Raw genomic sequence first — 24,095 nt, forward strand, 5'->3', positions numbered from 1 at the left:
CATGGTAGCGGAATTCCGCCGCGGTGACGACGCTTTGGAGGGGAACGATGTCGCAGCCGCCCAAAATATTGCTGCTTTACGCCCATCCGGAATCACAGGATTCGATTGCTAATCGGGTTTTGCTGCAGTCGGCTATGGAACTGGACCACGTCACGGTGCACGATTTATACGCCCACTATCCGGATTTCTTTATTGATATTCATTACGAGCAGCAACTGCTGCGCGACCATCAAATCGTGGTGTTTCAGCATCCACTTTATACCTATAGCTGTCCGGCACTGCTGAAAGAGTGGCTGGATCGCGTGCTGTCGCGCGGCTTTGCCAGCGGCCAGGACGGTAATGCGCTGGAAGGTAAATACTGGCGCAGCGTGGTCACGACCGGTGAGCCGGAGACGGCGTATCACCACAGCGGCCTCAATCGCTACCCGATGAGCGACATTATGCGACCGTTTGAGCTGACGGCGCAGATGTGTCGCATGCACTGGCTGACGCCGATGGTGATTTACTGGGCGCGTCGTCAGACACCCGAGGTGCTGCGCAATTTTGCGCGCGCCTATGGCGACTGGCTGGCGTCACCGCTGCCGAACGGAGGAGTGTGATGCAAGGCGAAACGTTACTCACCGCCGGCGTGATTTATCTGGTGGCGGCGGTGCTGGTGGTGCCGATTGCCGCCCGGCTCGGCATTGGTGCGGTGCTGGGCTATCTGCTGGCCGGTATCGCCATTGGCCCGTGGGGGCTGGGCTTCATCAGCGATGTGGACGAGATTCTGCACTTCTCGGAGCTTGGCGTGGTGTTCCTGATGTTTATCATCGGGCTGGAGCTGAACCCGGCCAAGCTGTGGGCGCTGCGGCGCTCTATTTTTGGCGTCGGTGCCGCGCAGGTGCTGGTTTCGGCAGCGATCCTCGGCGTGCTGCTGTGGCTGACCGACTTCAGCTGGCAGGCCGCGGTGATTGGCGGTATCGGCCTGGCGATGTCCTCGACCGCCATGGCGCTGCAGCTGATGCGCGACAAAGGCATGAACCGTAGCGAAGCGGGGCAGCTGGGCTTCTCGGTGCTGCTGTTCCAGGACCTGGCGGTGATTCCGGCGCTGGCGCTGGTACCGCTGCTGGCCGGCAGCGACAGTGGCCATGTCGACTGGCTCAAGGTGGGCATGAAGGTGCTGGCATTCGCCGGTATGCTGGTGGGCGGACGCTATTTGCTGCGGCCGATTTTCCGTTTCATCGCCGCGTCCGGCGTGCGGGAAGTGTTTACCGCCGCCTCGCTGCTGCTGGTGCTCGGTTCGGCGCTGTTTATGGATGCGCTGGGCCTGTCGATGGCGCTGGGGACGTTCATCGCCGGTATTCTGCTGGCAGAGAGTGAGTATCGCCACGAACTGGAAGTTGCCATTGAGCCGTTTAAAGGGCTGCTGCTCGGGCTGTTCTTTATTTCGGTGGGCATGGCGCTCAACCTCGGCGTGCTTTATACCCACATCCTCGAAATTCTGATCGGCGTGGTGCTGCTGGTGGCGGTGAAAACGCTGGTGCTCTATGTGCTGGCGCGCATTTATGGCCTGCGCAGTTCGGAGCGTCTGCAGTTTGCCGGCGTGCTGAGTCAGGGCGGTGAATTCGCCTTCGTGCTGTTTTCGGCGGCGTCGTCGGCAAAACTGTTCAGCGGCGATCAGCTGCCGCTGCTGCTGGTCACGGTGACGCTGTCGATGATGACCACGCCGCTGCTGATGCAGGGCGTGGATAAGATTCTGGCGCGCCGCTTTAACGAACCGGAAGAGGACGGCGAAAAGCCGTTTGTCGAGGACGATCAGCCTCAGGTGATTGTGGTGGGCTTTGGCCGTTTTGGTCAGGTGGTCGGGCGTTTGCTGATGGCCAACAACAAGCGCATCACCGTGCTGGAGCGCGATATCTCGGCGGTCAGCCTGATGCGCAAATATGGCTACAAGGTTTACTATGGCGATGCCACTGAGCTCGAGCTACTGCGTGCCGCCGGGGCGGAGAATGCGCAGTCGATTGTCATCACCTGTAACGATCCGGAAGATTCGATGACCATCGTGCACTTGTGCCAGCAGCACTTCCCGCAACTGGAGATCCTGGCGCGGGCGCGCGGTCGTGTCGAGGCGCATGAGCTGCTGCAGGCGGGCGTCACGCTGTTCTCGCGTGAAACCTTCTCCAGTGCGCTGGAGTTAGGCCGCAAAGCGCTGATATCACTGGGCATGCATCCGCATCAGGCGCAGCGCGCGCAGCAGCACTTCCGCCGGCTGGATATGCGCATGCTGCGTGAACTGGTGCCGAGCCACGACGACAGCGTGCAGGTTTCACGCGTGCGTGAGGCGCGACGCGAGCTGGAGGACATTTTCCAGCGTGAAATGCAGCATGAAAAACGGCAGTTTGACGGCTGGGATGATGAGTAGGGCTACACTTAACGTATCCGTTCTGATAACGGGCAGGAAAGACTATGCGTAAACGTTTTATTGCCGGTGCGGTTTGTCCGCACTGTCAGGAGAAAGACACGCTGGCGATGTGGCGTGAAAACAATGTCGATGTGGTGGAGTGCGTGAAGTGCGGCCACCAGATGCGTGAGGCGGACAAGCAGGCGCGCGATCAGGTTCGCAGCACTGAGCAAGTGATTGGCATTTTTCATCCGGAGTAGCGCGATGGCGCAGCTTTTTTTAAGCTTAGCCTTACAGCGGTATTGAATTCCGCTACAATCGGCGCCATTAACGCTGAGCAGTATGGTCCAACAGCACTGTTGGCATCCTCAGTACTGAACCTTTCTGGTTGGTTATTGCACGCGAGAATAGACCAATGAGACGGGATTCTTTGTTCTCAACGGTTAGGAGATATCATGAAAGTAGCAAAAGACCTGGTGGTGAGCCTGGCGTATCAGGTTCGTACCGAAGACGGTGTGTTGGTTGACGAGTCACCGGTGAGTGCGCCGTTGGATTATCTGCACGGTCATGGTTCCCTGATTTCTGGTCTGGAAAAAGCGCTGGAAAATCACGCGGTCGGCGACAAGTTTGACGTGCATATCCCGGCAAACGACGCGTACGGCCAGTACGATGACAACCTGGTGCAGCGTGTACCGAAAGACGTGTTCATGGGCGTTGACGAGCTGCAGGTTGGCATGCGCTTCCTGGCAGAAACCGACCAGGGCCCGGTGCCGGTCGAGATCACCGAAGTGGAAGATGAGCACGTGGTGGTTGACGGTAACCACATGCTGGCGGGTCAGAACCTGAACTTCAATGTGGAAGTGGTTGCTATCCGTGAAGCCACGGAAGAAGAGATCGCTCACGGCCACGTTCATGGCGCTGACGGCCATCATCATGACCACGACCACGACCATGGTCACGATCATGAGCACGGTCACGGCGGCTGCGGCGGCCACGGTGGTTGCGGCTGCAACCACTAAGCGTAAAAAGGCCACCTGCGGGTGGCCTTTTTATTGGGCAGCAAAGCACGCGATATTAATAGTGCGGCGGCGGGGTCTCTTCCGCTTGCGAAGCGACCATGGACGGGGCGGCGGCCTTCACTTTATCCACCAGCAGACGCACCTGCTCACGCAGTTTACTCATTTCCAGCTCGTGCTGAACCACCGTCTGATTGAGCTGCTCAATGGTATGTTCCTGGAAAGCCAGCTTGCTCTCCAGCGCCTCAAGGCGTTGATCCCATTCTGGTTGTTGCATCATCACTCCTCCTGTCACGGTGCTGCGCGTTGATCTTGTCGGGCGTGATTCTACGGTCTTTCGTGTCAGAATCACCTGATATTTCACCTTCGGTCTGGCGTATGCATTGAATTCCCGCGTTGCGCCTATATCTCTGATGAAACTTCCTGAAGCAAAAAAGGTCGGAGGTTGACCGGGTAATTACACTGTGGGAGTGTTCGCCACTGCCACGTAAAGTTATAGTGTGGGCCACTGTCCGCAATGATTCCCGAGGTTTTGAAGCTTCGGTTTTGGAGAAAGGATGAAATCACTGTTTAAAGTCACATTGTTAGCTACCACCATGGCCGTCGCGCTGAATGCACCGCTGGCAATGGCAGCAGAAACCACTGCGGCACCGGCTGACGCAGCGCAGGCTGCGCCACAGGCGCCGAAAAATGCTGCCTTCAAAAACGAAGACCAGCAGTCAGCCTATGCGCTGGGCGCCTCCCTGGGTCGCTACATGGACAACTCTCTGAAGGAGCAGGAGAAACTGGGTATCAAACTGGACAAAGACCAGCTGATTGCCGGTGTTCAGGATGCGTTTGGCGGCAAGAGCAAGCTGTCTGACGAAGAGATTGAGCAGACGCTGCAGGCGTTTGAAGGCCGCGTGAAAGGGGCCGCTCAGGCGAAGATGGAAAAAGACGCGAAAGAGAATGCCGACAAAGGCACCGCTTACGCGGACAAGTTCGCCAAAGAGAAGGGCGTGAAGAAAACCGAATCTGGCCTGCTGTATCAGGTAGAGAAAGAGGGCAGCGGTGAAACCCCGAAAGACAGCGATACCGTGGTGGTTAACTACAAAGGTACGCTGATTGACGGCACTGAGTTCGACAACTCTTACACGCGCGGCGAGCCGCTGTCGTTCCGTCTGGACGGCGTAATCCCGGGCTGGACCGAAGGTCTGAAGCACGTGAAGAAAGGCGGTAAGATCAAGCTGGTGATCCCACCGAACCTGGCTTACGGCAAAAACGGCGTGCCGGGTATTCCGGCCAACTCAACGCTGGTGTTCGATGTTGAACTGCTCGACATCAAGCCGGCGCCGAAAGCCGATGAGAAAGCGCAGGCTCCGGCCGCTGCTGACAAGAAAGCGCAGTAAGCTGACTTGCACCGCCGCCTTCGGGCGGCGGTTTTGTTTTCGCTCATCCTGAATTTGCGGCGCGATGAGTAAAGCTCTGGCTAAAAACGGCGACATTTGCCAGACTAGCGCCTGCACAATGATCATAAGATGAGTCTGCCCCAATGCTGTCGAGACAGGCTCCAGCCATTTAGGGTAATGTCTTCGATGTCTAATCCATTCAATCCCGGCGAACTGACTGACTTCGATTTACTGGAGCAGCGTCCGTTCGAACAAGCAGACTACGATATTCTTAAATCCTACGAAGCGGTGGTCGACGGTCTGGCGATGCTGATTGGCTCGCACTGCGAAATCGTGCTGCACTCGCTGGAAGATCTTAAATGCTCCGCCGTGCGTATCGCCAACGGCGAACATACCGGCCGCAAAGTGGGTTCCCCGATTACCGATCTGGCGCTGCGCATGCTGCATGATATGCACGGCGCGGAGAGCAATGTGTCGCGCGCCTACTTCACGCGGGCCAAAAGTGGTGTACTGATGAAGTCGGTAACCATTGCGATTCGTAACCGGCAGCAGCGGGTGATTGGCCTGCTGTGCATCAATATGAACCTGGACGTACCGTTTTCGCAGATTATGTCGACTTTCATGCCGCCGGAAACGCAGCAGGTGGATTCCAACGTCAACTTTGCCAGCTCGGTAGAGGATCTGGTCACCCAGACGCTGGAGTTCACTATTGAAGAGGTGAGCGCCGACCGCAACGTGTCGAATAACGCCAAGAATCGCCAGATCGTCCTCAATCTGTACGAGAAGGGCATTTTCGATATTAAGGACGCCATTAACCAGGTGGCCGATCGCCTCAATATTTCTAAGCACACCGTGTATCTGTATATCCGCCAGTTTAAGAGTGGCGATCTGCAGGGGCAGGATCGCTAATGCGCTACACGCTGCTGGTGACCGGGCCGGCTTACGGCACACAGCACGCCAGTAGCGCGCTGCTGTTTGCCCGTGCGCTGCTGGCACAGGGACATCAGCTGGAAAGCGTGTTCTTTTACCGCGAGGGCGTGCTGAATGCTAACCAGCTCAGCGCGCCGGCCAGCGATGAAGTGGACATGGTGCGCGCCTGGCAGCAGCTGCGCGACGACAGTGGCGCGGCGCTGAATATCTGTGTGGCAGCCGCGTTGCGGCGCGGCGTGACCGATGCGCAGGAGGCAGCGCGCCTGCAGCTGGCGGCCAGCAATCTGCAGCCCGGATTTACCCTTAGCGGCCTGGGCGCGCTGGCGGAAGCCGCCCTGAGCTGCGATCGACTGGTGCAGTTCTGATGAACCGTGTGGCGTTTCTGTTTACGCAGGCTCCGCACGGCAGCAGTGCTGGCCGGGAAGGGCTGGATGCCGTGCTGGCGACCGGCGCGCTGAGCGAGGATATCGGCCTGTTCTTTATTGGCGACGGCGTGCTGCAGCTCAACCGCGATCAGCAGCCGGCGCAGATTCTGGCGCGTGACTATATTGCGACCTTTGGCGTGCTGGCGCTATACGACATCGATCGCTGCTATATCTGTCAGGCGTCACTGCTGGCACGTGGCCTGAGCCTCACGGCAGTGCGCGTGCTGGATGCGCAGCTGCTGGAACCTGCCGCGCTGCGCCAGACGCTGGCAACTTATGACCGTATCCTCCGTTTCTGAGAACTGACCATGCTCTACACCCTGCTGCACTCTCCCTGGCAATGCGATTTCGATAGCCTGCTGCTGCTGTTACAGGAGGGCGATGACGTGCTGCTGTTACAGGATGGTGTGACGGCCGCGCTGGCAGGCAGTCAGAAGCTGCAGCAGCTGCTGGCGTCGCCTGCCACGCTGTGGGTATTAGAAGAAGACGTGATGGCGCGCGGGCTGACTGCGCAAATTTCGACCAATGTGTCGCGTCTGAACTATACTGGTTTCGTTACGCTGACGACGAAGCATCCACAACAAGTGGCCTGGTGAAGGGTAAAACCTGGTTATTTCTTGACACCCTATGGGCACAGCCCTAAAATTCTGCCTCCTCGTAGTAATACGAGGCGATTTATTACGTGTTTACGAAGCAAAAGCTAAATCCAGGAGCTATTTAATGGCAACAGTTAACCAGCTGGTTCGCAAACCACGCGTTCGTCAGGTTGCTAAAAGCAACGTGCCGGCGCTGGAAGCTTGCCCGCAAAAACGTGGTGTTTGTACTCGTGTTTACACCACTACCCCGAAAAAACCAAACTCCGCACTGCGTAAAGTCTGCCGTGTGCGTTTGACTAACGGTTTTGAAGTCACCTCCTACATCGGCGGTGAAGGTCATAACCTGCAGGAGCACTCCGTGATCCTGATCCGTGGCGGTCGTGTAAAAGACCTGCCAGGTGTGCGTTACCACACCGTTCGTGGCGCGCTGGACTGCTCAGGTGTTAAAGACCGTAAGCAGGCTCGCTCCAAGTACGGCGTGAAGAAGCCAAAGGCTTAATGGTTCTCCGTTAAGTAAGGCCAAACGTTTTAACTTTAATGTCAAAATAAACTCGTAGAGTTTTGGACAATCCTGAATTAACAACGGAGTATTTCCATGCCACGTCGTCGCGTCATTGGTCAGCGTAAAATTCTGCCGGATCCTAAGTTCGGATCAGAGCTGCTGGCTAAATTTGTAAATATCCTGATGGTAGATGGTAAAAAATCTACTGCTGAATCAATCGTCTATACCGCACTTGATACCCTGGCTCAACGTGCTGGTAAAGATGGTCTGGAAGCTTTCGAAGTTGCACTCGAAAACGTACGTCCGACTGTCGAAGTTAAGTCACGTCGCGTTGGTGGTTCAACCTACCAGGTTCCAGTTGAAGTCCGTCCGGTTCGTCGTAATGCCCTGGCAATGCGTTGGATCGTAGAAGCTGCTCGTAAACGCGGTGATAAATCGATGGCTCTCCGCCTGGCGAACGAACTTTCTGACGCTGCAGAAAACAAAGGTACTGCAGTGAAGAAACGTGAAGACGTTCACCGTATGGCTGAAGCCAACAAGGCGTTCGCACACTACCGCTGGTAATCGCCACGTAGTTGTTGTTAAACCAGCGGGCGCTCATTCAGCCAACCCGCTGGGGTCGACTTACATTGAACGTCCGAGAATCAGAGGAATCAAATGGCTCGTACAACACCCATTGCGCGCTACCGTAACATCGGTATCAGCGCACACATTGACGCCGGTAAAACCACTACCACCGAGCGTATCCTGTTCTACACCGGTGTTAACCACAAAATCGGTGAAGTGCACGATGGCGCTGCAACCATGGACTGGATGGCGCAGGAGCAGGAGCGTGGTATTACCATCACCTCTGCAGCGACCACTGCGTTCTGGTCAGGTATGGCGAAGCAGTTTGAGCCGCACCGCATCAACATCATCGACACCCCGGGACACGTTGACTTCACCATCGAAGTAGAACGTTCTATGCGTGTGCTCGACGGCGCAGTAATGGTTTACTGTGCAGTAGGTGGCGTGCAGCCGCAGTCTGAAACCGTATGGCGTCAGGCAAACAAATATAAAGTTCCACGTATCGCGTTCGTTAACAAAATGGACCGTATGGGTGCGAACTTCCTGAAAGTTGTTGGTCAGATCGAATCACGTCTGGGCGCGACTCCGGTTCCACTGCAGCTGGCTATCGGCGCAGAAGAGAACTTCACCGGTGTTGTTGACCTGATCAAGATGAAAGAGATCAACTGGAACGACGCCGATCAGGGTACTACCTTCGTTTACGAAGATATCCGTGCTGAGTTGCAGGAACTGGCTGAAGAGTGGCGTGGCAAGCTGATTGAAGCAGCTGCTGAAGCTTCTGAAGAGCTGATGGAGAAATTCTTTAGCGGTGAAGAACTGTCTGAAGAAGAGATCAAATCTGCTCTGCGTAAGCGCGTACTGAACAACGAGATCATCCTCGTGACCTGTGGTTCTGCATTTAAGAACAAAGGTGTTCAGGCGATGCTGGATGCAGTGGTTGAATATCTGCCAGCACCAACTGACGTTCCGGCGATCAACGGTATCCTGGACGACGGTAAAGATACCCCGGCTGAGCGTCACGCAACTGACGACGAGCCGTTCTCTGCGCTGGCGTTCAAAATTGCCAACGACCCGTTCGTAGGTAACCTGACCTTCTTCCGCGTTTACTCGGGTGTGGTTAACTCGGGCGATACCGTACTGAACTCCGTGAAATCTGCACGTGAGCGTTTCGGTCGTATCGTTCAGATGCACGCCAACAAACGTGAAGAGATCAGCGAAGTTCGCGCAGGCGACATCGCTGCAGCAATCGGTCTGAAAGACGTGATCACCGGTGATACCCTGTGTGATCCATCTAACCCGATCATTCTGGAGCGTATGGAATTCCCTGAGCCGGTAATTTCTATCGCCGTTGAGCCGAAAACCAAAGCTGACCAGGAAAAAATGGGTCTGGCTCTGGGTCGTCTGGCGAAAGAAGACCCGTCATTCCGCGTATGGACTGACGAAGAGTCTAACCAGACCATCATCGCTGGTATGGGTGAGCTGCACCTCGACATCATCGTTGACCGCATGAAGCGTGAATTCAACGTTGAAGCGAACGTCGGTAAACCTCAGGTTGCTTACCGCGAAGCGATTCGCTCTAAAGTTACCGATATCGAAGGTAAACACGCCAAGCAGTCTGGTGGTCGTGGTCAGTACGGTCATGTTGTTATCGACATGTACCCACTGGAGCCGGGTTCGAATCCGAAAGGCTACGAATTTGTCAACGATATCAAAGGTGGTGTGATTCCTGGTGAATACATCCCTGCGGTTGATAAAGGTATCCAGGAGCAGCTGAAGTCTGGTCCACTGGCCGGTTACCCGGTAGTTGATCTGGGCGTGCGTCTGCACTTCGGTTCTTACCATGACGTTGACTCCTCTGAGCTGGCGTTTAAACTGGCCGCTTCTATCGCCTTCAAAGATGGCTTTAAGAAAGCACAGCCGGTTCTGCTTGAGCCAATCATGAAGGTTGAAGTAGAAACCCCAGAAGAGAACACCGGTGACGTTATCGGTGACCTGAGCCGCCGTCGTGGTATGCTGAAAGGTCAGGAATCTAACGCGACTGGCGTTCAGATTCACGCTGAAGTTCCGCTGTCTGAAATGTTCGGATACGCGACTCAGTTGCGTTCTCTGACCAAAGGCCGTGCTTCTTACTCCATGGAGTTCCTGAAGTACGATGATGCGCCGAACAACGTCGCTCAGGCCGTTATTGAAGCTCGTAGCAAATAAGGCTACGGTTTAAAAATTGTGAACTGATGCCTTCATCACTGATGAAGGCATAACGTAAGGATTATCGCCATGGCGAAAGAGCAATTTCAACGTAACAAACTGCACGTAAACGTGGGCACCATCGGTCACGTTGACCACGGTAAAACCACCCTGACTGCAGCCATCACCACCGTTCTGGCTAAAACCTACGGCGGCCAGGCTCGTGCATTCGATCAGATCGATAACGCGCCAGAAGAGAAGGCTCGTGGTATCACCATCAACACCTCTCACGTTGAATATGAAACCCCGACCCGTCACTACGCACACGTTGACTGCCCAGGCCACGCCGACTATGTGAAAAACATGATCACCGGTGCTGCGCAGATGGACGGCGCGATCCTGGTTGTTGCTGCGACTGATGGCCCAATGCCTCAGACCCGTGAGCACATCCTGCTGGGCCGTCAGGTTGGCGTTCCTTACATCATCGTGTTCCTGAACAAGTGCGACATGGTTGATGACGAAGAGCTGCTGGAACTGGTTGAGATGGAAGTTCGCGATCTGCTGTCTCAGTACGACTTCCCAGGCGACGATACCCCAATCGTACGCGGTTCTGCGCTGAAAGCGCTGGAAGGCGACGCTGAGTGGGAAGCGAAAGTCGTTGAGCTGGCTGGTCACCTGGATACTTACATTCCAGATCCAGTACGTGCTATCGATCTGCCGTTCCTGCTGCCAATCGAAGACGTATTCTCAATCTCTGGCCGTGGTACCGTTGTTACCGGTCGTGTTGAGCGCGGCATCGTGAAAGTGGGCGACGAAGTAGAAATCGTTGGTATCAAAGCGACTGCTAAATCTACCTGTACCGGTGTTGAAATGTTCCGCAAACTGCTGGACCAGGGTCAGGCAGGCGAGAACTGTGGTGTTCTGCTGCGCGGTATCAAGCGTGAAGAGATCCAGCGTGGTCAGGTTCTGGCTAAGCCAGGCACCATCAAGCCACACACCAAGTTCGTATCAGAAGTGTACGTACTGTCTAAAGACGAAGGCGGCCGTCATACTCCGTTCTTCAAAGGCTACCGTCCACAGTTCTACTTCCGTACTACTGATGTGACCGGCAACATCGAACTGCCAGAAGGCGTTGAGATGGTAATGCCAGGCGACAACATCAAAATGACCGTTGAGCTGATCCACCCAATCGCGATGGACCAGGGTCTGCGTTTCGCAATCCGCGAAGGCGGCCGTACCGTTGGCGCGGGCGTTGTTGCTGAAGTTCTCGCTTAATTGCGTTAATAACGGTGGTAACTCCGGTTGCCACCGCAGCATGAAAAAGAGCACTTCGGTGCTCTTTTTTTTTTGCTTTGCATTGACCGGCACGCCTAATCCCACACAAAAGCTACGTTGAAATAAAAACCATTCTCATTTACACTTTGATCAGAAATTGTACTGGAGTGGGCTGTAAATGTACGTCTGTCTGTGTAATGCCGTAAGCGACCGAACCCTGCGTGAAGTTGTCCGCCGTTATCAACCCAAATCGATTCAGCAACTGCGTCAGCTGGTGCCTATCGGCAAGCAGTGCGGCAAGTGTATTCGCGTGGCGCGCGAGATTATGGATGATGAAATGCAAAACGTGCCGCTTTACAAAGAGATAGCGTAACTTCGCATCCGCTTCGCCTGAATAACCCCAAAAACTGTCGCGTTTTTTTGACTTCTTTTTATCCGCATCTACGCTCTATTTATCTGCAAGCGGAGGAAGCAAAATGAAGGGCGACGGCAAAATCATTACTCACCTCAATAAATTGCTGGGAAATGAACTGGTTGCAATCAACCAGTACTTTCTACATGCGCGCATGTTCAAAAACTGGGGCCTGATACGCCTCAACGATGTCGAATACCATGAATCCATTGATGAAATGAAACATGCGGATAAGTACATCGAACGCATTTTGTTTCTCGAAGGCATTCCTAATCTGCAGGATCTCGGCCGGCTGCGCATTGGTGAAGACGTACCGGAAATGCTGCAATCGGATCTGACGCTCGAACTGGAAGGGGCGAAAGACTTACGCGAAGCGATTGCGTACGCCGATAAAGTGCATGATTACGTCAGCCGCGACATGATGATCGAGATTCTGGCGGATGAAGAGCACCATATCGACTGGCTGGAAACTGAGCTCGACCTGATTCAGAAATTGGGTCTGCAAAACTATCTGCAGGCCCAACTGAAAGAAGAGGGCGATAAGTAGCGTTTGCCGTGCCGTTCCACCTGTTGATTGCAGCCCGCCCCGTGCGGGCTTTTTTACTGGCGCGCGCTTTTGCGGTTAAAAACGCAGCATGGGTTGCTTCCTGAACAGATTTGCGTATAATGCGCGGGCCTGCCGATATTGGTGTGGCGCGATTCGAGCAGAATCGCAGGCGATAGCGATTAGTGTATCGCCTGACAATACTCCCGATTGGGGAGTTATATGCTGAACGATTACACTCCCCCATCAATCGTAATGGGTGCGGGTAGTAATTTTTTTCGTTTATAAAATGTTTGGAGCCTTGGTCTCATGTCGAACCAAAGAATCCGTATCCGTCTTAAAGCGTTTGATCATCGCCTGATCGATCAATCAACCGCGGAAATCGTCGAGACTGCCAAGCGCACTGGTGCGCAGGTACGTGGTCCGATCCCGCTGCCGACTCGCAAAGAGCGCTTCACCGTTCTGATCTCTCCGCACGTTAACAAAGATGCGCGTGATCAGTACGAAATCCGCACTCACAAGCGTCTGGTAGACATCGTTGAGCCAACTGAAAAAACCGTTGATGCTCTGATGCGTCTGGATCTGGCTGCCGGTGTTGACGTGCAGATCAGCCTGGGTTAATCAGGTCATCGAGCGATTGAGAGGTTGATACAATGATTGGTTTAGTCGGTAAAAAAGTGGGCATGACGCGCATCTTCACTGAAGAAGGCGTTTCAATCCCAGTAACCGTAATCGAAGTTGAAGCAAACCGCGTTACCCAGGTCAAAGGTCTGGAAAACGATGGTTACCAGGCGATCCAGGTTACCACCGGTGCGAAAAAAGCAAACCGTGTTGGTAAGCCGGAAGCAGGTCATTTTGCTAAAGCTGGCGTTGAAGCCGGCCGTGGTCTGTGGGAATTCCGCACCGAAGGTGAAGAATACTCTGTTGGCCAGAGCATCAGTGTTGAAATTTTCGCTGACGTTAAAAAAGTAGACGTTACCGGTACCTCTAAAGGTAAAGGTTTCGCAGGTACCGTTAAGCGCTGGAACTTCCGTACCCAGGACGCTACACACGGTAACTCCTTGTCTCACCGCGTTCCGGGTTCTATCGGTCAGAACCAGACTCCGGGCAAAGTGTTCAAAGGCAAGAAAATGGCTGGTCAGCTGGGTAATGAGCGCGTAACCGTTCAGAGCCTGGAAGTAGTACGTGTTGACGCTGAGCGCAACCTGCTGCTGGTCAAAGGTGCTGTCCCGGGTGCAACCGGCAGCGACCTGATTGTTAAACCAGCTGTGAAGGCGTAAGGGGATAGCAATGGAATTAGTACTGAAAGACGCGCAGAGCGCGCTGACTGTTTCCGAAACTACCTTCGGTCGTGATTTCAACGAAGCGCTGGTTCACCAGGTTGTTGTTGCTTACGCTGCAGGTGCTCGTCAGGGTACTCGCGCGCAGAAAACTCGTGCTGAAGTAACTGGTTCAGGCAAAAAGCCATGGCGTCAGAAAGGCACCGGCCGTGCGCGTTCAGGTTCTATCAAGAGCCCGATCTGGCGTTCAGGTGGCGTGACCTTCGCTGCGCGTCCACAGGACCACAGTCAAAAAGTTAACAAAAAGATGTACCGCGGCGCGCTGAAAAGCATCCTGTCCGAGCTGGTACGTCAGGACCGTCTGATCGTTGTCGAGTCGTTCTCTGTTGAAGCGCCTAAAACTAAGCTGCTGGTACAGAAACTGAAAGACATGGCGCTGGAAGACGTGCTGATCATCACCGGTGAACTGGATGAGAATCTGTTCCTGGCTGCGCGTAACCTGTACAAGGTTGACGTGCGTGATGCAGCGGGTATCGACCCAGTTAGCCTGATCGCCTTCGACAAAGTCGTTATGACTGCAGAAGCAGTTAAGCAAGTTGAGGAGATGCTGGCATGATCCGTGAAGAACGTCTGCTGAAAGTACTGCGCGCGCCGCACGTATCTGAAAAAGCATCAACCGCGATGGAAAAAACCAATACCATCGTTCTCAAAGTTGCCAAAGACGCGACCAAAGCAGAGATCGTTGCTGCTGTTGAGAAACTGTTCGAAGTAGAAGTGAAAGACGTAAACACCCTGGTTGTTAAGGGTAAAGTTAAGCGTCACGGACAGCGTATCGGTCGTCGTAGCGACTGGAAAAAAGCTTACGTCACCCTGAAAGAAGGCCAGAACCTGGACTTCGTCGGCGGCGCTGAGTAAGTCGGAGGAGAAAGACAATGGCAGTTGTTAAATGTAAACCGACATCTCCGGGTCGTCGTCACGTTGTTAAAGTGGTGAACCCTGAGCTGCACAAAGGCAAGCCTTTTGCCGCGCTGGTTGAAAAAAACAGCAAATCCGGTGGTCGTAACAACAATGGTCGTATCACTACCCGTCATATCGGTGGTGGTCACAAGCAGGCTTACCGTATTGTTGACTTCAAACGCAACAAAGATGGTATCCCGGCAGTTGTTGAGCGTCTTGAGTACGATCCGAACCGTTCTGCGAACATCGCACTGGTTCTGTACAAAGATGGCGAGCGCCGTTACATCCTGGCCCCTAAAGGCCTGAAAGCTGGCGACCAGATTCAGTCTGGCGTTGATGCTGCGATCAAAGCAGGTAACACCCTGCCGATGCGTAACATCCCGGTTGGTTCAACCGTGCACAACGTAGAAATGAAACCAGGTAAAGGCGGTCAGATTGCCCGTTCTGCTGGTGCTTACGTGCAGATCGTTGCGCGTGAAGGTTCCTACGTTACCCTGCGTCTGCGTTCAGGCGAAATGCGTAAAGTCGAAGCTGACTGCCGCGCAACCCTGGGCGAAGTCGGTAACGCTGAGCACATGCTGCGCGTTCTGGGTAAAGCCGGTGCAACCCGTTGGCGTGGTGTTCGTCCTACCGTTCGCGGTACTGCGATGAACCCAGTCGATCACCCGCACGGTGGTGGTGAAGGTCGTAACTTTGGTAAGCACCCGGTAACTCCGTGGGGCGTTCAGACCAAAGGTAAGAAGACCCGTAGCAACAAGCGTACTGATAAATTTATCGTACGTCGCCGTAGCAAATAATTTTAGAGGATAAGCCATGCCACGTTCTCTCAAGAAAGGTCCTTTTATTGACCTGCACTTGCTGAAGAAGGTAGAGAAAGCGGTGGAAAGCGGTGACAAGAAGCCCCTGCGCACTTGGTCCCGTCGTTCAACGATCTTCCCTAACATGATCGGTTTGACCATCGCTGTCCATAATGGTCGTCAGCACGTTCCTGTCTTTGTTTCCGACGAAATGGTCGGCCACAAGCTGGGTGAATTTGCACCGACACGTACTTATCGCGGCCACGCTGCTGATAAGAAAGCCAAGAAGAAATAAGTAGGAGGAAGAGATGGAAACTATTGCTCAACATCGCCATGCTCGTTCTTCTGCTCAGAAGGTTCGCCTTGTTGCTGACCTGATTCGCGGTAAGAAAGTGTCGCAGGCTCTGGATATTCTGACTTACACCAACAAGAAAGCGGCTGTACTGGTTAAGAAAGTCCTGGAATCTGCCATTGCTAACGCCGAACACAACGATGGCGCTGATATCGACGATCTGAAAGTTGCGAAAATTTTCGTAGATGAAGGCCCTAGCATGAAGCGCATTATGCCGCGTGCTAAAGGTCGTGCAGATCGCATCCTGAAGCGCACCAGCCACATTACTGTGGTTGTGTCCGATCGCTGAGACTCTGGAGACTAGCAATGGGTCAGAAAGTACATCCTAATGGTATTCGCCTGGGTATTGTAAAACCATGGAACTCTACCTGGTTTGCGAACACCAAAGAATTCGCTGACAACCTGGACAGCGACTTTAAAGTACGTCAGTTCCTGAACAAAGAACTGGCAAAAGCGTCTGTATCTCGCATCGTTATCGAGCGTCCGGCTAAGAGCATCCGTGTGACCATTCACACCGCTCGCCCGGGTATCGTTATCGGTAAAAAAGGTGAAGACGTTGAAAAACTGCGCACGGTCGTAGCGAACATCGCTGGCGTTCCTGCACAGATCAATATCGCCGAAGTCCGTAAACCGGAACTGGACGCAAAACTGGTTGCTGACAGCATCACTTCACAGCTGGAGCGTCGTGTGATGTTCCGTCGTGCGATGAAGCGTGCTGTACAGAACGCAATGCGTCTGGGCGCTAAAGGTATCAAAGTTGAAGTTAGCGGCCGTCTGGGCGGTGCTGAGATCGCACGTACCGAATGGTACCGTGAAGGTCGTGTACCGCTGCACACTCTGCGTGCTGACATTGACTACAACACCTCTGAAGCGCACACCACTTATGGTGTAATCGGCGTTAAGGTATGGATCTTCAAAGGTGAGATCCTGGGTGGTATGGCTGCTGTTGAACAACCGGAACCGGCTGCTCAACCTAAAAAGCAGCAGCGTAAAGGCCGTAAGTAAGGAGAGTCGCTGATGTTACAACCAAAGCGTACGAAATTCCGTAAAGTGCACAAAGGCCGTAACCGCGGTCTGGCGCAGGGTACGGATGTTAGCTTCGGTACTTTCGGTCTGAAAGCTGTTGGCCGTGGTCGTCTGACTGCTCGTCAGATCGAAGCAGCACGTCGTGCTATGACCCGTGCAGTTAAGCGTCAAGGTAAGATTTGGATCCGTGTATTCCCGGACAAACCAATCACCGAGAAGCCGCTGGAAGTGCGTATGGGTAAAGGTAAGGGTAACGTGGAGTATTGGGTTGCCCTGATCCAGCCTGGTAAAGTCCTGTATGAAATGGACGGTGTACCGGAAGAGCTGGCCCGTGAAGCATTCAAGCTGGCAGCAGCAAAACTGCCTATCAAAACCACCTTTGTAACTAAGACGGTGATGTAATGAAAGCAACTGAGCTGCGTGAAAAAAGCGTTGAAGAGCTGAACACTGAGCTGCTTAACCTCCTGCGCGAGCAGTTTAACCTGCGCATGCAGGCAGCATCTGGCCAGCTGCAGCAGACCCATCTGCTGAAGCAAGTTCGCCGTGATGTTGCACGCGTTAAGACTTTACTGACTGAGAAGGCGGCGTAATGACCGATAAAATCCGTACTCTGCAGGGTCGTGTTGTTAGTGACAAAATGCAGAAATCTGCTGTTGTTGCTATCGAGCGTTTCGTGAAGCACCCGATCTACGGTAAATTCATTAAGCGTACGACTAAGCTGCACATCCATGACGAGAACAACGAGTGTGGTATTGGTGACGTGGTTGAAATCCGCGAAACCCGTCCACTGTCCAAGACTAAGTCCTGGACTCTGGTTCGCGTTGTAGAGAAAGCGATTCTGTAATAGAATCCGCTTCCTCTAAAAACAAAATGAACGGCTCTATGGAGCCGTTCATTTTTTCTACCCATCTGCGAGAACCGGTGTTATAATGCCGCGCCCTCAATTATGGGGCTTTTTAACGACCTGAGGTTTGGGTCCCGAAGTAGTAGTTGACATTAGCGGAGCACTAAAATGATCCAAGAACAGACTATGCTGAACGTCGCCGACAACTCCGGTGCACGTCGCGTAATGTGTATCAAGGTTCTGGGTGGCTCGCACCGTCGCTACGCAGGCGTCGGCGATATCATCAAAGTGACCATCAAGGAAGCAATTCCGCGTGGCAAGGTGAAAAAAGGTGATGTCCTGAAAGCGGTAGTGGTGCGCACCAGGAAGGGTGTTCGTCGCCCGGACGGTTCTGTCATTCGCTTCGATGGTAATGCATGCGTTATTCTGAACAATAACAGCGAGCAGCCTATCGGAACGCGTATTTTTGGGCCGGTAACTCGTGAACTTCGTACTGAAAAGTTCATGAAAATTATCTCTCTGGCACCAGAAGTACTCTAAGGAGCGAACAATGGCAGCGAAAATCCGTCGTAACGACGAAGTTATCGTGCTTACCGGTAAAGACAAAGGTAAACGCGGTAAAGTAAAGAATGTCCTGACTTCTGGTAAGGTCATCGTTGAAGGTATCAACCTGGTTAAGAAACACCAGAAGCCGGTTCCGGCTCTGAACCAACCAGGCGGCATCGTTGAAAAAGAAGCTGCTATTCAGGTTTCTAACGTTGCAATCTTCAATGCGGCAACCGGCAAGGCTGACCGTGTAGGCTTTAGATTCGAAGACGGTAAAAAAGTCCGTTTCTTCAAGTCTAACAGCGAAACTATCAAGTAATTTGGAGTAGTACGATGGCGAAACTGCATGATTACTACAAAGACGAAGTAGTCCAGAAACTCATGACAGAGTTTGGCTACAATTCTGTCATGCAAGTCCCTCGGGTCGAGAAGATCACCCTGAACATGGGTGTTGGTGAAGCGATCGCTGACAAGAAACTGCTGGATAACGCAGCAGCTGACCTGGCAGCAATCTCCGGTCAAAAACCGCTGATCACCAAAGCACGCAAATCAGTTGCAGGCTTCAAAATCCGTCAGGGCTATCCGATCGGCTGTAAAGTAACTCTGCGTGGCGAGCGCATGTGGGAGTTCTTTGAGCGTCTGATCACTATTGCTGTACCGCGTATCCGTGACTTCCGTGGTCTGTCCGCGAAGTCTTTCGACGGTCGTGGTAACTACAGCATGGGCGTTCGTGAGCAGATCATCTTCCCAGAAATCGACTACGACAAAGTCGATCGCGTTCGTGGTTTGGATATCACCATTACCACTACTGCGAAATCTGATGATGAAGGCCGTGCTCTGCTGGCTGCCTTTGACTTCCCGTTCCGCAAGTAAGGTAGGGTTACTTAATGGCTAAGCAATCTATGAAAGCACGCGAAGTTAAGCGTGTGAAATTAGCAGACAAGTTCTTCGCAAAACGCGCTGAACTGAAAGCGATCATTTCTGATGTGAACGCATCCGACGAAGACCGTTGGAACGCCGTTCTCAAGCTGCAGAGTCTGCCGCGTGATTCCAGCCCTTCACGTCAGCGTAACCGCTGCCGTCAGACAGGTCGTCCGCACGGTTTCCTGCGGAAGTTTGGGTTGAGCCGTATCAAGGTCCGTGAAGCCGCAATGCGCGGTGAAATCCCGGGTCTGAAAAAGGCTAGCTGGTAATTGTCACCATTTGAATCACGGGAGTAACACAGATGAGCATGCAAGATCCGATCGCGGATATGCTGACCCGTATCCGTAACGGTCAGGCCGCGAACAAAGTTGCGGTCTCTATGCCTTCCTCCAAGCTGAAAGTGGCAATTGCCAACGTGCTGAAGGAAGAAGGCTATATTCAAGATTTTAAAATCGAAGGCGACATCAAGCCGGAACTGGAACTGACTCTTAAGTACTTCCAGGGTAAAGCTGTTGTAGAAAGCATTCAGCGTGTTAGCCGTCCAGGTCTGCGCATCTATAAGAAAAAAGATGAGCTGCCAAAAGTTATGGCCGGTCTGGGCATTGCTGTAATTTCTACCTCTAAAGGTGTCATGACTGATCGTGCAGCGCGCCAGGCTGGTCTTGGTGGCGAAATTATCTGCTACGTAGCGTAATCGGAGGATAAAATGTCTCGTGTTGCAAAAGCACCTGTCGTTGTTCCTGCCGGCGTAGAGGTAAAACTCAACGGTCAGGAAGTTTCGATCAAAGGCAAAAACGGCGAGCTGACTCGTACTATCAACAGTGCTGTAGAAGTTAAGCATGCAGACAACGCCCTGACTTTCGCTCCACGCGAAGGTTATGCGGATGGTTGGGCACAGGCAGGTACTGCCCGTGCGCTGCTGAACGGCATGGTTATCGGTGTTACCGAAGGCTTCACCAAGAAGCTGCAACTGGTTGGTGTTGGTTATCGTGCAGCTGTTAAAGGCAACTCTGTGAGTCTGGCCCTGGGCTTTTCTCACCCGGTTGACCATGCACTGCCGGCCGGCATCACTGCTGAATGTCCAACTCAGACTGAGATCGTGCTGAAAGGCGCTGATAAACAGCTGATTGGTCAGGTTGCAGCTGATCTGCGCGCCTACCGTCGTCCTGAGCCTTACAAAGGCAAGGGTGTTCGTTACGCCGACGAAGTCGTGCGTACCAAAGAGGCTAAGAAGAAGTAAGGTAACACTATGGATAAGAAATCTGCTCGTATCCGTCGTGCGACCCGTGCACGTCGCAAGCTCAAAGAGCTGGGTGCTACTCGCCTGGTGGTACATCGTACCCCGCGTCACATTTACGCACAGGTAATCGCCCCGAACGGTTCCGAAGTTCTGGTTGCTGCTTCTACTGTAGAAAAAGCTATCGCTGAACAACTGAAGTATACCGGTAACAAAGACGCCGCTGCAGCTGTAGGTAAAGCTCTGGCTGAGCGCGCTATCGAAAAAGGCATCAAAGATGTTTCTTTCGACCGTTCCGGTTTCCAATATCATGGTCGCGTCCAGGCACTTGCAGATGCTGCTCGTGAAGCTGGCCTTCAGTTCTAAGGTAGAGGTCTAAGATGGCACACATCGAGAAACAAGCTGGCGACCTGCAGGAAAAACTGATCGCGGTAAACCGTGTCTCTAAAACTGTGAAAGGTGGTCGTATTTTCTCCTTCACCGCTCTGACTGTAGTGGGTGATGGTAACGGCCGCGTTGGTTTTGGTTACGGTAAAGCGCGTGAAGTTCCAGCAGCGATCCAGAAAGCGATGGAAAAAGCTCGTCGCAATATGGTTAATGTCGCGCTGACTCACGGCACCCTGCAGCACCCGGTTAAAGGTGCGCACACGGGTTCTCGTGTGTTCATGCAGCCGGCTTCTGAAGGTACCGGTATCATCGCCGGCGGTGCAATGCGCGCCGTTCTGGAAGTCGCTGGAGTTCATAACGTTCTGGCTAAAGCCTATGGTTCCACCAACCCGATCAACGTGGTTCGTGCAACTATCGACGGCCTGGGCAATATGAAGTCTCCGGATATGGTTGCTGCCAAGCGTGGTAAATCCGTTGAAGAAATTCTGGGGTAATCACGATGGCTAAGACAATCAAAATTACACAAACCCGTAGCTCAATCGGCCGCCTGCCTAAGCACAAAGCCACTCTGGTTGGTCTGGGTCTGCGTCGTATTGGTCACACCGTTGAGCGTGAAGACACGCCAGCTGTACGCGGTATGATCAACGCGATTTCTTACATGCTGAAAGTGGAGGAGTAAGAGATGCGTTTAAACACTCTGTCTCCGGCCGAAGGGTCTAAACACGCTTCCAAGCGTCTGGGCCGTGGTATCGGTTCTGGCCTCGGTAAAACCGGCGGTCGTGGTCACAAAGGTCAGAAGTCTCGTTCTGGCGGTGGCGTACGTCGTGGTTTCGAGGGTGGTCAGATGCCTCTGTACCGTCGTCTGCCGAAGTTCGGCTTCACCTCGCGCAAATCATTCGTGACTGCAGAAGTGCGTCTGTCTGATCTGGCGAAAGTGGAAGGCGGTATCGTCGACCTGAACACGCTGAAAGCAGCTAACATCATCGGTGTACAGATTGAGTTCGCGAAAGTGATCCTGTCTGGTGAAGTATCTGCACCTGTTACGATTCGTGGTCTGCGTGTCACCAAAGGTGCTCGTGCTGCAATCGAAGCTGCTGGCGGTAAAATCGAGGAATAAGTAGCAGATGGCAAAGCAACCGGGATTAGATTTTCAAAGTGCCAAAGGTGGCTTTGGTGAACTGAAGCGCAGACTGTTGTTTGTAATCGGTGCACTGATTGTCTTCCGTATTGGCTCTTTTATTCCAATCCCCGGTATCGATGCCACTGTACTTGCCAAACTGCTTGAGCAACAGCGTGGCACCATCATTGAAATGTTTAACATGTTCTCTGGTGGTGCTCTCAGTCGTGCCTCAATCTTCGCGCTGGGTATTATGCCGTATATTTCGGCCTCTATTATTATCCAGCTGCTGACGGTGGTTCATCCCGCGTTGGCTGAGATTAAGAAAGAGGGTGAAGCTGGTCGTCGTAAGATCAGCCAGTACACTCGCTACGGCACACTGGTTCTGGCTATATTCCAGTCGATCGGTATTGCTACCGGTCTGCCGAATATGCCTGGAATGCAGGGCCTGGTATTAAATCCAGGCTTTGCTTTCTACTTTACCGCTGTTGTAAGTCTGGTTACCGGAACTATGTTCCTGATGTGGCTGGGCGAACAGATTACTGAACGAGGTATCGGTAACGGTATTTCGATCATTATCTTCGCGGGTATTGTTGCGGGTTTACCGCCGGCCATTGGCCATACCATCGAGCAAGCGCGGCAAGGCGACCTGCACTTCCTTCTGTTGCTGTTGGTTGCAGTTCTTGTATTTGCAGTGACGTTCTTTGTTATTTTCGTTGAGCGTGGCCAGCGCCGCATTGTGGTCAACTACGCTAAACGTCAGCAAGGTCGTCGTGTATATGCTGCACAGAGCACACATTTACCGTTGAAAGTGAACATGGCGGGCGTAATCCCAGCCATCTTTGCTTCCAGCATTATCCTGTTCCCGGCGACGATAGCATCCTGGTTCGGGGGCGGTACCGGTTGGAACTGGCTGACAACAATTTCGCTGTATTTGCAGCCAGGACAGCCGCTTTATGTGCTACTCTATGCGACTGCAATCATCTTCTTCTGTTTCTTCTACACGGCGTTGGTTTTCAACCCGCGTGAAACAGCAGATAACCTGAAGAAGTCTGGTGCATTCGTACCGGGAATTCGTCCGGGAGAGCAAACGGCGAAGTACATCGATAAAGTAATGACACGTCTGACCTTAATCGGCGCACTGTATATTACTTTTATCTGCCTGATCCCGGAGTTCATGCGTGATGCCATGAAGGTTCCCTTCTACTTTGGCGGCACCTCGCTGCTGATTGTAGTGGTTGTCATCATGGACTTTATGGCTCAAGTGCAAACTCTGATGATGTCCAGTCAGTACGAGTCTGCATTGAAGAAAGCTAACCTGAAAGGCTATGGCCGTTAATTCAGTAGCTTGAGAAGTTACGGAGAGTAAAAATGAAAGTTCGTGCTTCCGTCAAGAAATTATGTCGTAACTGCAAAATCATTCGTCGCGACGGTGTCGTACGTGTGATCTGCAGCTCCGAGCCTAAGCATAAACAGCGCCAGGGCTGATTAAGTCACATATTTTTCTTGCAAAGTCGGGTTGAGCTGGCTAGATTAGCCAGCCAATCTTTTGTATGTCGATGCGTTTCCATTTGAGTATCCTGAAAACGGGCTTTTCAGCATGGTACGCATTTATTTAATTATAGGAGTGCATAGTGGCCCGTATAGCAGGCATTAACATTCCTGATCAAAAACATACCGTTATCGCATTAACTTCGATCTTCGGTATCGGCAAAACCCGTTCTAAAGCCATCTGTGCTGAAACGGGCATCGCTGAAAATGTTAAGATCAGTGAGCTGTCTGAAGAACAAATTGATCAGCTGCGTGAAGCAGTTGGTAAATTCGTTGTTGAAGGTGATCTGCGCCGTGAAATCACCCTGAGCATCAAGCGTCTGATGGACCTTGGTTGCTACCGTGGTTTACGCCATCGTCGTGGTCTGCCGGTGCGCGGTCAGCGTACTAAGACCAACGCACGTACCCGTAAGGGTCCGCGTAAACCGATCAAGAAATAATCGGGGTGAGTAAATAATGGCAAAGGCACCAGTTCGTGCACGTAAGCGTGTAAGAAAACAAGTCTCAGATGGCGTGGCTCATGTCCATGCGTCTTTTAACAACACCATCGTTACTATTACTGATCGTCAGGGTAACGCACTGGGTTGGGCAACCGCCGGTGGTTCCGGTTTCCGCGGTTCACGTAAATCTACTCCGTTTGCTGCTCAGGTCGCTGCAGAGCGCTGTGCAGAAGCGGTGAAAGATTACGGTATTAAGAACCTGGAAGTTATGGTTAAGGGTCCGGGTCCAGGCCGCGAATCTACTATTCGTGCTCTGAACGCCGCTGGTTTCCGCATCACTAATATTACTGATGTGACTCCGATCCCTCACAACGGTTGTCGTCCGCCGAAAAAACGTCGCGTTTAACGTTCCGTTTTT

General features: G+C 53.0%; 41 protein-coding genes. 40 read left to right on the top strand and 1 reads right to left on the bottom strand.

From position 1 onward, the window contains the following. Positions 1-47 precede the first annotated feature (47 nt). The 4 genes from kefG to slyD all read left to right on the top strand — a co-directional run bounded on the left by kefG (position 48) and on the right by slyD (position 3,399). Positions 48-599 (top strand): glutathione-regulated potassium-efflux system ancillary protein KefG, encoded by a 552-nt coding sequence (kefG, locus tag AC6I79_RS01630; RefSeq protein WP_021507451.1) that lies wholly within the window; start codon positions 48-50, stop codon positions 597-599. Next, positions 599-2,401, top strand: a complete 1,803-nt coding sequence (gene kefB, locus AC6I79_RS01635) for a glutathione-regulated potassium-efflux system protein KefB (protein WP_021507452.1) — start codon at positions 599-601, stop codon at positions 2,399-2,401. The genes kefG and kefB overlap by 1 nt, the downstream gene beginning before the upstream one ends. A 44-nt stretch (positions 2,402-2,445) precedes the next feature. Further along, positions 2,446-2,640: a YheV family putative zinc ribbon protein gene (locus tag AC6I79_RS01640; RefSeq protein WP_021507453.1), complete on the top strand. Its 195-nt coding sequence runs from the start codon at positions 2,446-2,448 to the stop codon at positions 2,638-2,640. Positions 2,641-2,835: 195 nt separating this feature from the next. Next, positions 2,836-3,399: a peptidylprolyl isomerase gene (slyD, locus tag AC6I79_RS01645; protein ID WP_021507454.1), complete on the top strand. Its 564-nt coding sequence runs from the start codon at positions 2,836-2,838 to the stop codon at positions 3,397-3,399. A 55-nt stretch (positions 3,400-3,454) separates the two neighbouring features. On the opposite strand, the gene AC6I79_RS01650 is transcribed toward slyD, so the two are convergent. Further along, the gene (locus tag AC6I79_RS01650; RefSeq protein WP_010616434.1) at positions 3,455-3,673 is read right to left on the bottom strand and encodes a SlyX family protein; all 219 of its coding nucleotides are present in this window, start codon (positions 3,671-3,673) and stop codon (positions 3,455-3,457) included. A gap of 280 nt (positions 3,674-3,953) precedes the next feature. Between AC6I79_RS01650 and fkpA the strand changes: the two genes are divergently transcribed. The 36 genes from fkpA (at position 3,954) to rpsK (ending at position 24,083) form a co-directional block, all read left to right on the top strand. Next, positions 3,954-4,784, top strand: a complete 831-nt coding sequence (fkpA, locus tag AC6I79_RS01655; RefSeq protein WP_021507456.1) for an FKBP-type peptidyl-prolyl cis-trans isomerase — start codon at positions 3,954-3,956, stop codon at positions 4,782-4,784. Between the two features lie 186 nt (positions 4,785-4,970). Then, complete coding sequence (locus tag AC6I79_RS01660; protein ID WP_021507457.1) at positions 4,971-5,693, top strand: helix-turn-helix transcriptional regulator; 723 nt, start codon at positions 4,971-4,973, stop codon at positions 5,691-5,693. After that, positions 5,693-6,079, top strand: a complete 387-nt coding sequence (gene tusD, locus AC6I79_RS01665) for a sulfurtransferase complex subunit TusD (protein ID WP_159378039.1) — start codon at positions 5,693-5,695, stop codon at positions 6,077-6,079. The genes AC6I79_RS01660 and tusD overlap by 1 nt, the downstream gene beginning before the upstream one ends. Next, positions 6,079-6,438 (top strand): sulfurtransferase complex subunit TusC, encoded by a 360-nt coding sequence (gene tusC, locus AC6I79_RS01670; protein WP_498027525.1) that lies wholly within the window; start codon positions 6,079-6,081, stop codon positions 6,436-6,438. The genes tusD and tusC overlap by 1 nt, the downstream gene beginning before the upstream one ends. Positions 6,439-6,447: 9 nt before the next feature. Beyond that, positions 6,448-6,735 (top strand): sulfurtransferase complex subunit TusB, encoded by a 288-nt coding sequence (gene tusB / locus AC6I79_RS01675; RefSeq protein ID WP_021507460.1) that lies wholly within the window; start codon positions 6,448-6,450, stop codon positions 6,733-6,735. 124 nt (positions 6,736-6,859) lie between these two features. Next, complete coding sequence (gene rpsL / locus AC6I79_RS01680) at positions 6,860-7,234, top strand: 30S ribosomal protein S12 (RefSeq protein ID WP_010616440.1); 375 nt, start codon at positions 6,860-6,862, stop codon at positions 7,232-7,234. Between the two features lie 96 nt (positions 7,235-7,330). Beyond that, on the top strand, positions 7,331-7,801 hold the full coding sequence (rpsG, locus tag AC6I79_RS01685) for a 30S ribosomal protein S7 (RefSeq protein WP_007886246.1): 471 nt from the start codon (positions 7,331-7,333) through the stop codon (positions 7,799-7,801). A 93-nt stretch (positions 7,802-7,894) separates the two neighbouring features. Next, positions 7,895-10,009, top strand: a complete 2,115-nt coding sequence (fusA, locus tag AC6I79_RS01690; protein ID WP_021507461.1) for an elongation factor G — start codon at positions 7,895-7,897, stop codon at positions 10,007-10,009. Between the two features lie 69 nt (positions 10,010-10,078). Beyond that, positions 10,079-11,263: an elongation factor Tu gene (gene tuf, locus AC6I79_RS01695; RefSeq protein ID WP_058770981.1), complete on the top strand. Its 1,185-nt coding sequence runs from the start codon at positions 10,079-10,081 to the stop codon at positions 11,261-11,263. Positions 11,264-11,441: 178 nt separating this feature from the next. Next, positions 11,442-11,636 carry a bacterioferritin-associated ferredoxin gene (bfd, locus tag AC6I79_RS01700; protein WP_021508212.1) on the top strand — a complete coding sequence of 65 codons (195 nt, stop codon included), beginning with the start codon at positions 11,442-11,444 and terminating at the stop codon, positions 11,634-11,636. 103 nt (positions 11,637-11,739) lie between these two features. Then, positions 11,740-12,222 (top strand): bacterioferritin, encoded by a 483-nt coding sequence (bfr, locus tag AC6I79_RS01705; protein ID WP_021508213.1) that lies wholly within the window; start codon positions 11,740-11,742, stop codon positions 12,220-12,222. A gap of 306 nt (positions 12,223-12,528) precedes the next feature. After that, on the top strand, positions 12,529-12,840 hold the full coding sequence (gene rpsJ, locus AC6I79_RS01710) for a 30S ribosomal protein S10 (RefSeq protein ID WP_006120582.1): 312 nt from the start codon (positions 12,529-12,531) through the stop codon (positions 12,838-12,840). A 32-nt stretch (positions 12,841-12,872) separates the two neighbouring features. Beyond that, positions 12,873-13,499: a 50S ribosomal protein L3 gene (rplC, locus tag AC6I79_RS01715; RefSeq protein WP_021508214.1), complete on the top strand. Its 627-nt coding sequence runs from the start codon at positions 12,873-12,875 to the stop codon at positions 13,497-13,499. Between the two features lie 10 nt (positions 13,500-13,509). After that, complete coding sequence (rplD, locus tag AC6I79_RS01720; protein ID WP_021508215.1) at positions 13,510-14,115, top strand: 50S ribosomal protein L4; 606 nt, start codon at positions 13,510-13,512, stop codon at positions 14,113-14,115. Further along, a complete protein-coding gene (gene rplW, locus AC6I79_RS01725) occupies positions 14,112-14,414 on the top strand; it encodes a 50S ribosomal protein L23 (protein WP_010618574.1) in 303 nt (100 codons plus the stop codon). The genes rplD and rplW overlap by 4 nt, the downstream gene beginning before the upstream one ends. 17 nt (positions 14,415-14,431) lie before the next feature. After that, positions 14,432-15,253 carry a 50S ribosomal protein L2 gene (rplB, locus tag AC6I79_RS01730; RefSeq protein ID WP_010618573.1) on the top strand — a complete coding sequence of 274 codons (822 nt, stop codon included), beginning with the start codon at positions 14,432-14,434 and terminating at the stop codon, positions 15,251-15,253. A gap of 16 nt (positions 15,254-15,269) precedes the next feature. Further along, on the top strand, positions 15,270-15,548 hold the full coding sequence (rpsS, locus tag AC6I79_RS01735) for a 30S ribosomal protein S19 (RefSeq protein ID WP_001138115.1): 279 nt from the start codon (positions 15,270-15,272) through the stop codon (positions 15,546-15,548). 13 nt (positions 15,549-15,561) lie between these two features. After that, entirely contained in the window at positions 15,562-15,894 is a 333-nt protein-coding gene (rplV, locus tag AC6I79_RS01740) for a 50S ribosomal protein L22 (protein ID WP_007891659.1), read from the top strand. Positions 15,895-15,911: 17 nt separating this feature from the next. Beyond that, entirely contained in the window at positions 15,912-16,610 is a 699-nt protein-coding gene (rpsC, locus tag AC6I79_RS01745) for a 30S ribosomal protein S3 (protein WP_021508216.1), read from the top strand. Between the two features lie 12 nt (positions 16,611-16,622). Further along, entirely contained in the window at positions 16,623-17,033 is a 411-nt protein-coding gene (rplP, locus tag AC6I79_RS01750; RefSeq protein WP_002438716.1) for a 50S ribosomal protein L16, read from the top strand. Next, positions 17,033-17,221, top strand: a complete 189-nt coding sequence (gene rpmC, locus AC6I79_RS01755) for a 50S ribosomal protein L29 (protein ID WP_021508217.1) — start codon at positions 17,033-17,035, stop codon at positions 17,219-17,221. The genes rplP and rpmC overlap by 1 nt, the downstream gene beginning before the upstream one ends. After that, positions 17,221-17,475: a 30S ribosomal protein S17 gene (rpsQ, locus tag AC6I79_RS01760; protein WP_010618568.1), complete on the top strand. Its 255-nt coding sequence runs from the start codon at positions 17,221-17,223 to the stop codon at positions 17,473-17,475. The genes rpmC and rpsQ overlap by 1 nt, the downstream gene beginning before the upstream one ends. Positions 17,476-17,643: 168 nt before the next feature. Next, a complete protein-coding gene (gene rplN, locus AC6I79_RS01765) occupies positions 17,644-18,015 on the top strand; it encodes a 50S ribosomal protein L14 (RefSeq protein ID WP_006120590.1) in 372 nt (123 codons plus the stop codon). A 10-nt stretch (positions 18,016-18,025) separates the two neighbouring features. Further along, positions 18,026-18,340, top strand: coding sequence for a 50S ribosomal protein L24 (rplX, locus tag AC6I79_RS01770; RefSeq protein ID WP_021508218.1), 315 nt, complete (start codon positions 18,026-18,028; stop codon positions 18,338-18,340). Positions 18,341-18,354: 14 nt separating this feature from the next. Then, the gene (gene rplE / locus AC6I79_RS01775) at positions 18,355-18,894 is read left to right on the top strand and encodes a 50S ribosomal protein L5 (protein WP_013510763.1); all 540 of its coding nucleotides are present in this window, start codon (positions 18,355-18,357) and stop codon (positions 18,892-18,894) included. A gap of 14 nt (positions 18,895-18,908) precedes the next feature. Beyond that, positions 18,909-19,214, top strand: a complete 306-nt coding sequence (gene rpsN / locus AC6I79_RS01780) for a 30S ribosomal protein S14 (protein ID WP_010618564.1) — start codon at positions 18,909-18,911, stop codon at positions 19,212-19,214. A 32-nt stretch (positions 19,215-19,246) separates the two neighbouring features. Continuing rightward, positions 19,247-19,639 (top strand): 30S ribosomal protein S8, encoded by a 393-nt coding sequence (gene rpsH, locus AC6I79_RS01785; RefSeq protein ID WP_021508220.1) that lies wholly within the window; start codon positions 19,247-19,249, stop codon positions 19,637-19,639. 12 nt (positions 19,640-19,651) lie between these two features. Beyond that, positions 19,652-20,185, top strand: coding sequence for a 50S ribosomal protein L6 (gene rplF / locus AC6I79_RS01790; protein ID WP_007891676.1), 534 nt, complete (start codon positions 19,652-19,654; stop codon positions 20,183-20,185). Between the two features lie 9 nt (positions 20,186-20,194). Continuing rightward, positions 20,195-20,548 carry a 50S ribosomal protein L18 gene (gene rplR / locus AC6I79_RS01795; RefSeq protein ID WP_013510760.1) on the top strand — a complete coding sequence of 118 codons (354 nt, stop codon included), beginning with the start codon at positions 20,195-20,197 and terminating at the stop codon, positions 20,546-20,548. A gap of 14 nt (positions 20,549-20,562) precedes the next feature. Continuing rightward, positions 20,563-21,063 carry a 30S ribosomal protein S5 gene (gene rpsE, locus AC6I79_RS01800; RefSeq protein WP_010618560.1) on the top strand — a complete coding sequence of 167 codons (501 nt, stop codon included), beginning with the start codon at positions 20,563-20,565 and terminating at the stop codon, positions 21,061-21,063. A gap of 5 nt (positions 21,064-21,068) precedes the next feature. Next, entirely contained in the window at positions 21,069-21,248 is a 180-nt protein-coding gene (rpmD, locus tag AC6I79_RS01805; protein WP_013510758.1) for a 50S ribosomal protein L30, read from the top strand. Positions 21,249-21,251: 3 nt separating this feature from the next. Continuing rightward, entirely contained in the window at positions 21,252-21,686 is a 435-nt protein-coding gene (rplO, locus tag AC6I79_RS01810; RefSeq protein ID WP_021508221.1) for a 50S ribosomal protein L15, read from the top strand. A 7-nt stretch (positions 21,687-21,693) separates the two neighbouring features. Further along, a complete protein-coding gene (gene secY, locus AC6I79_RS01815) occupies positions 21,694-23,025 on the top strand; it encodes a preprotein translocase subunit SecY (protein WP_021508222.1) in 1,332 nt (443 codons plus the stop codon). Between the two features lie 32 nt (positions 23,026-23,057). Continuing rightward, positions 23,058-23,174, top strand: a complete 117-nt coding sequence (rpmJ, locus tag AC6I79_RS01820) for a 50S ribosomal protein L36 (RefSeq protein WP_071813610.1) — start codon at positions 23,058-23,060, stop codon at positions 23,172-23,174. A gap of 146 nt (positions 23,175-23,320) precedes the next feature. Further along, on the top strand, positions 23,321-23,677 hold the full coding sequence (rpsM, locus tag AC6I79_RS01825) for a 30S ribosomal protein S13 (protein WP_021508223.1): 357 nt from the start codon (positions 23,321-23,323) through the stop codon (positions 23,675-23,677). 16 nt (positions 23,678-23,693) lie between these two features. Next, entirely contained in the window at positions 23,694-24,083 is a 390-nt protein-coding gene (gene rpsK, locus AC6I79_RS01830) for a 30S ribosomal protein S11 (RefSeq protein ID WP_004160563.1), read from the top strand. Positions 24,084-24,095: the final 12 nt, after the last annotated feature.

The sequence above is a fragment of the gamma proteobacterium symbiont of Scutellera amethystina genome (genome assembly GCF_059730845.1).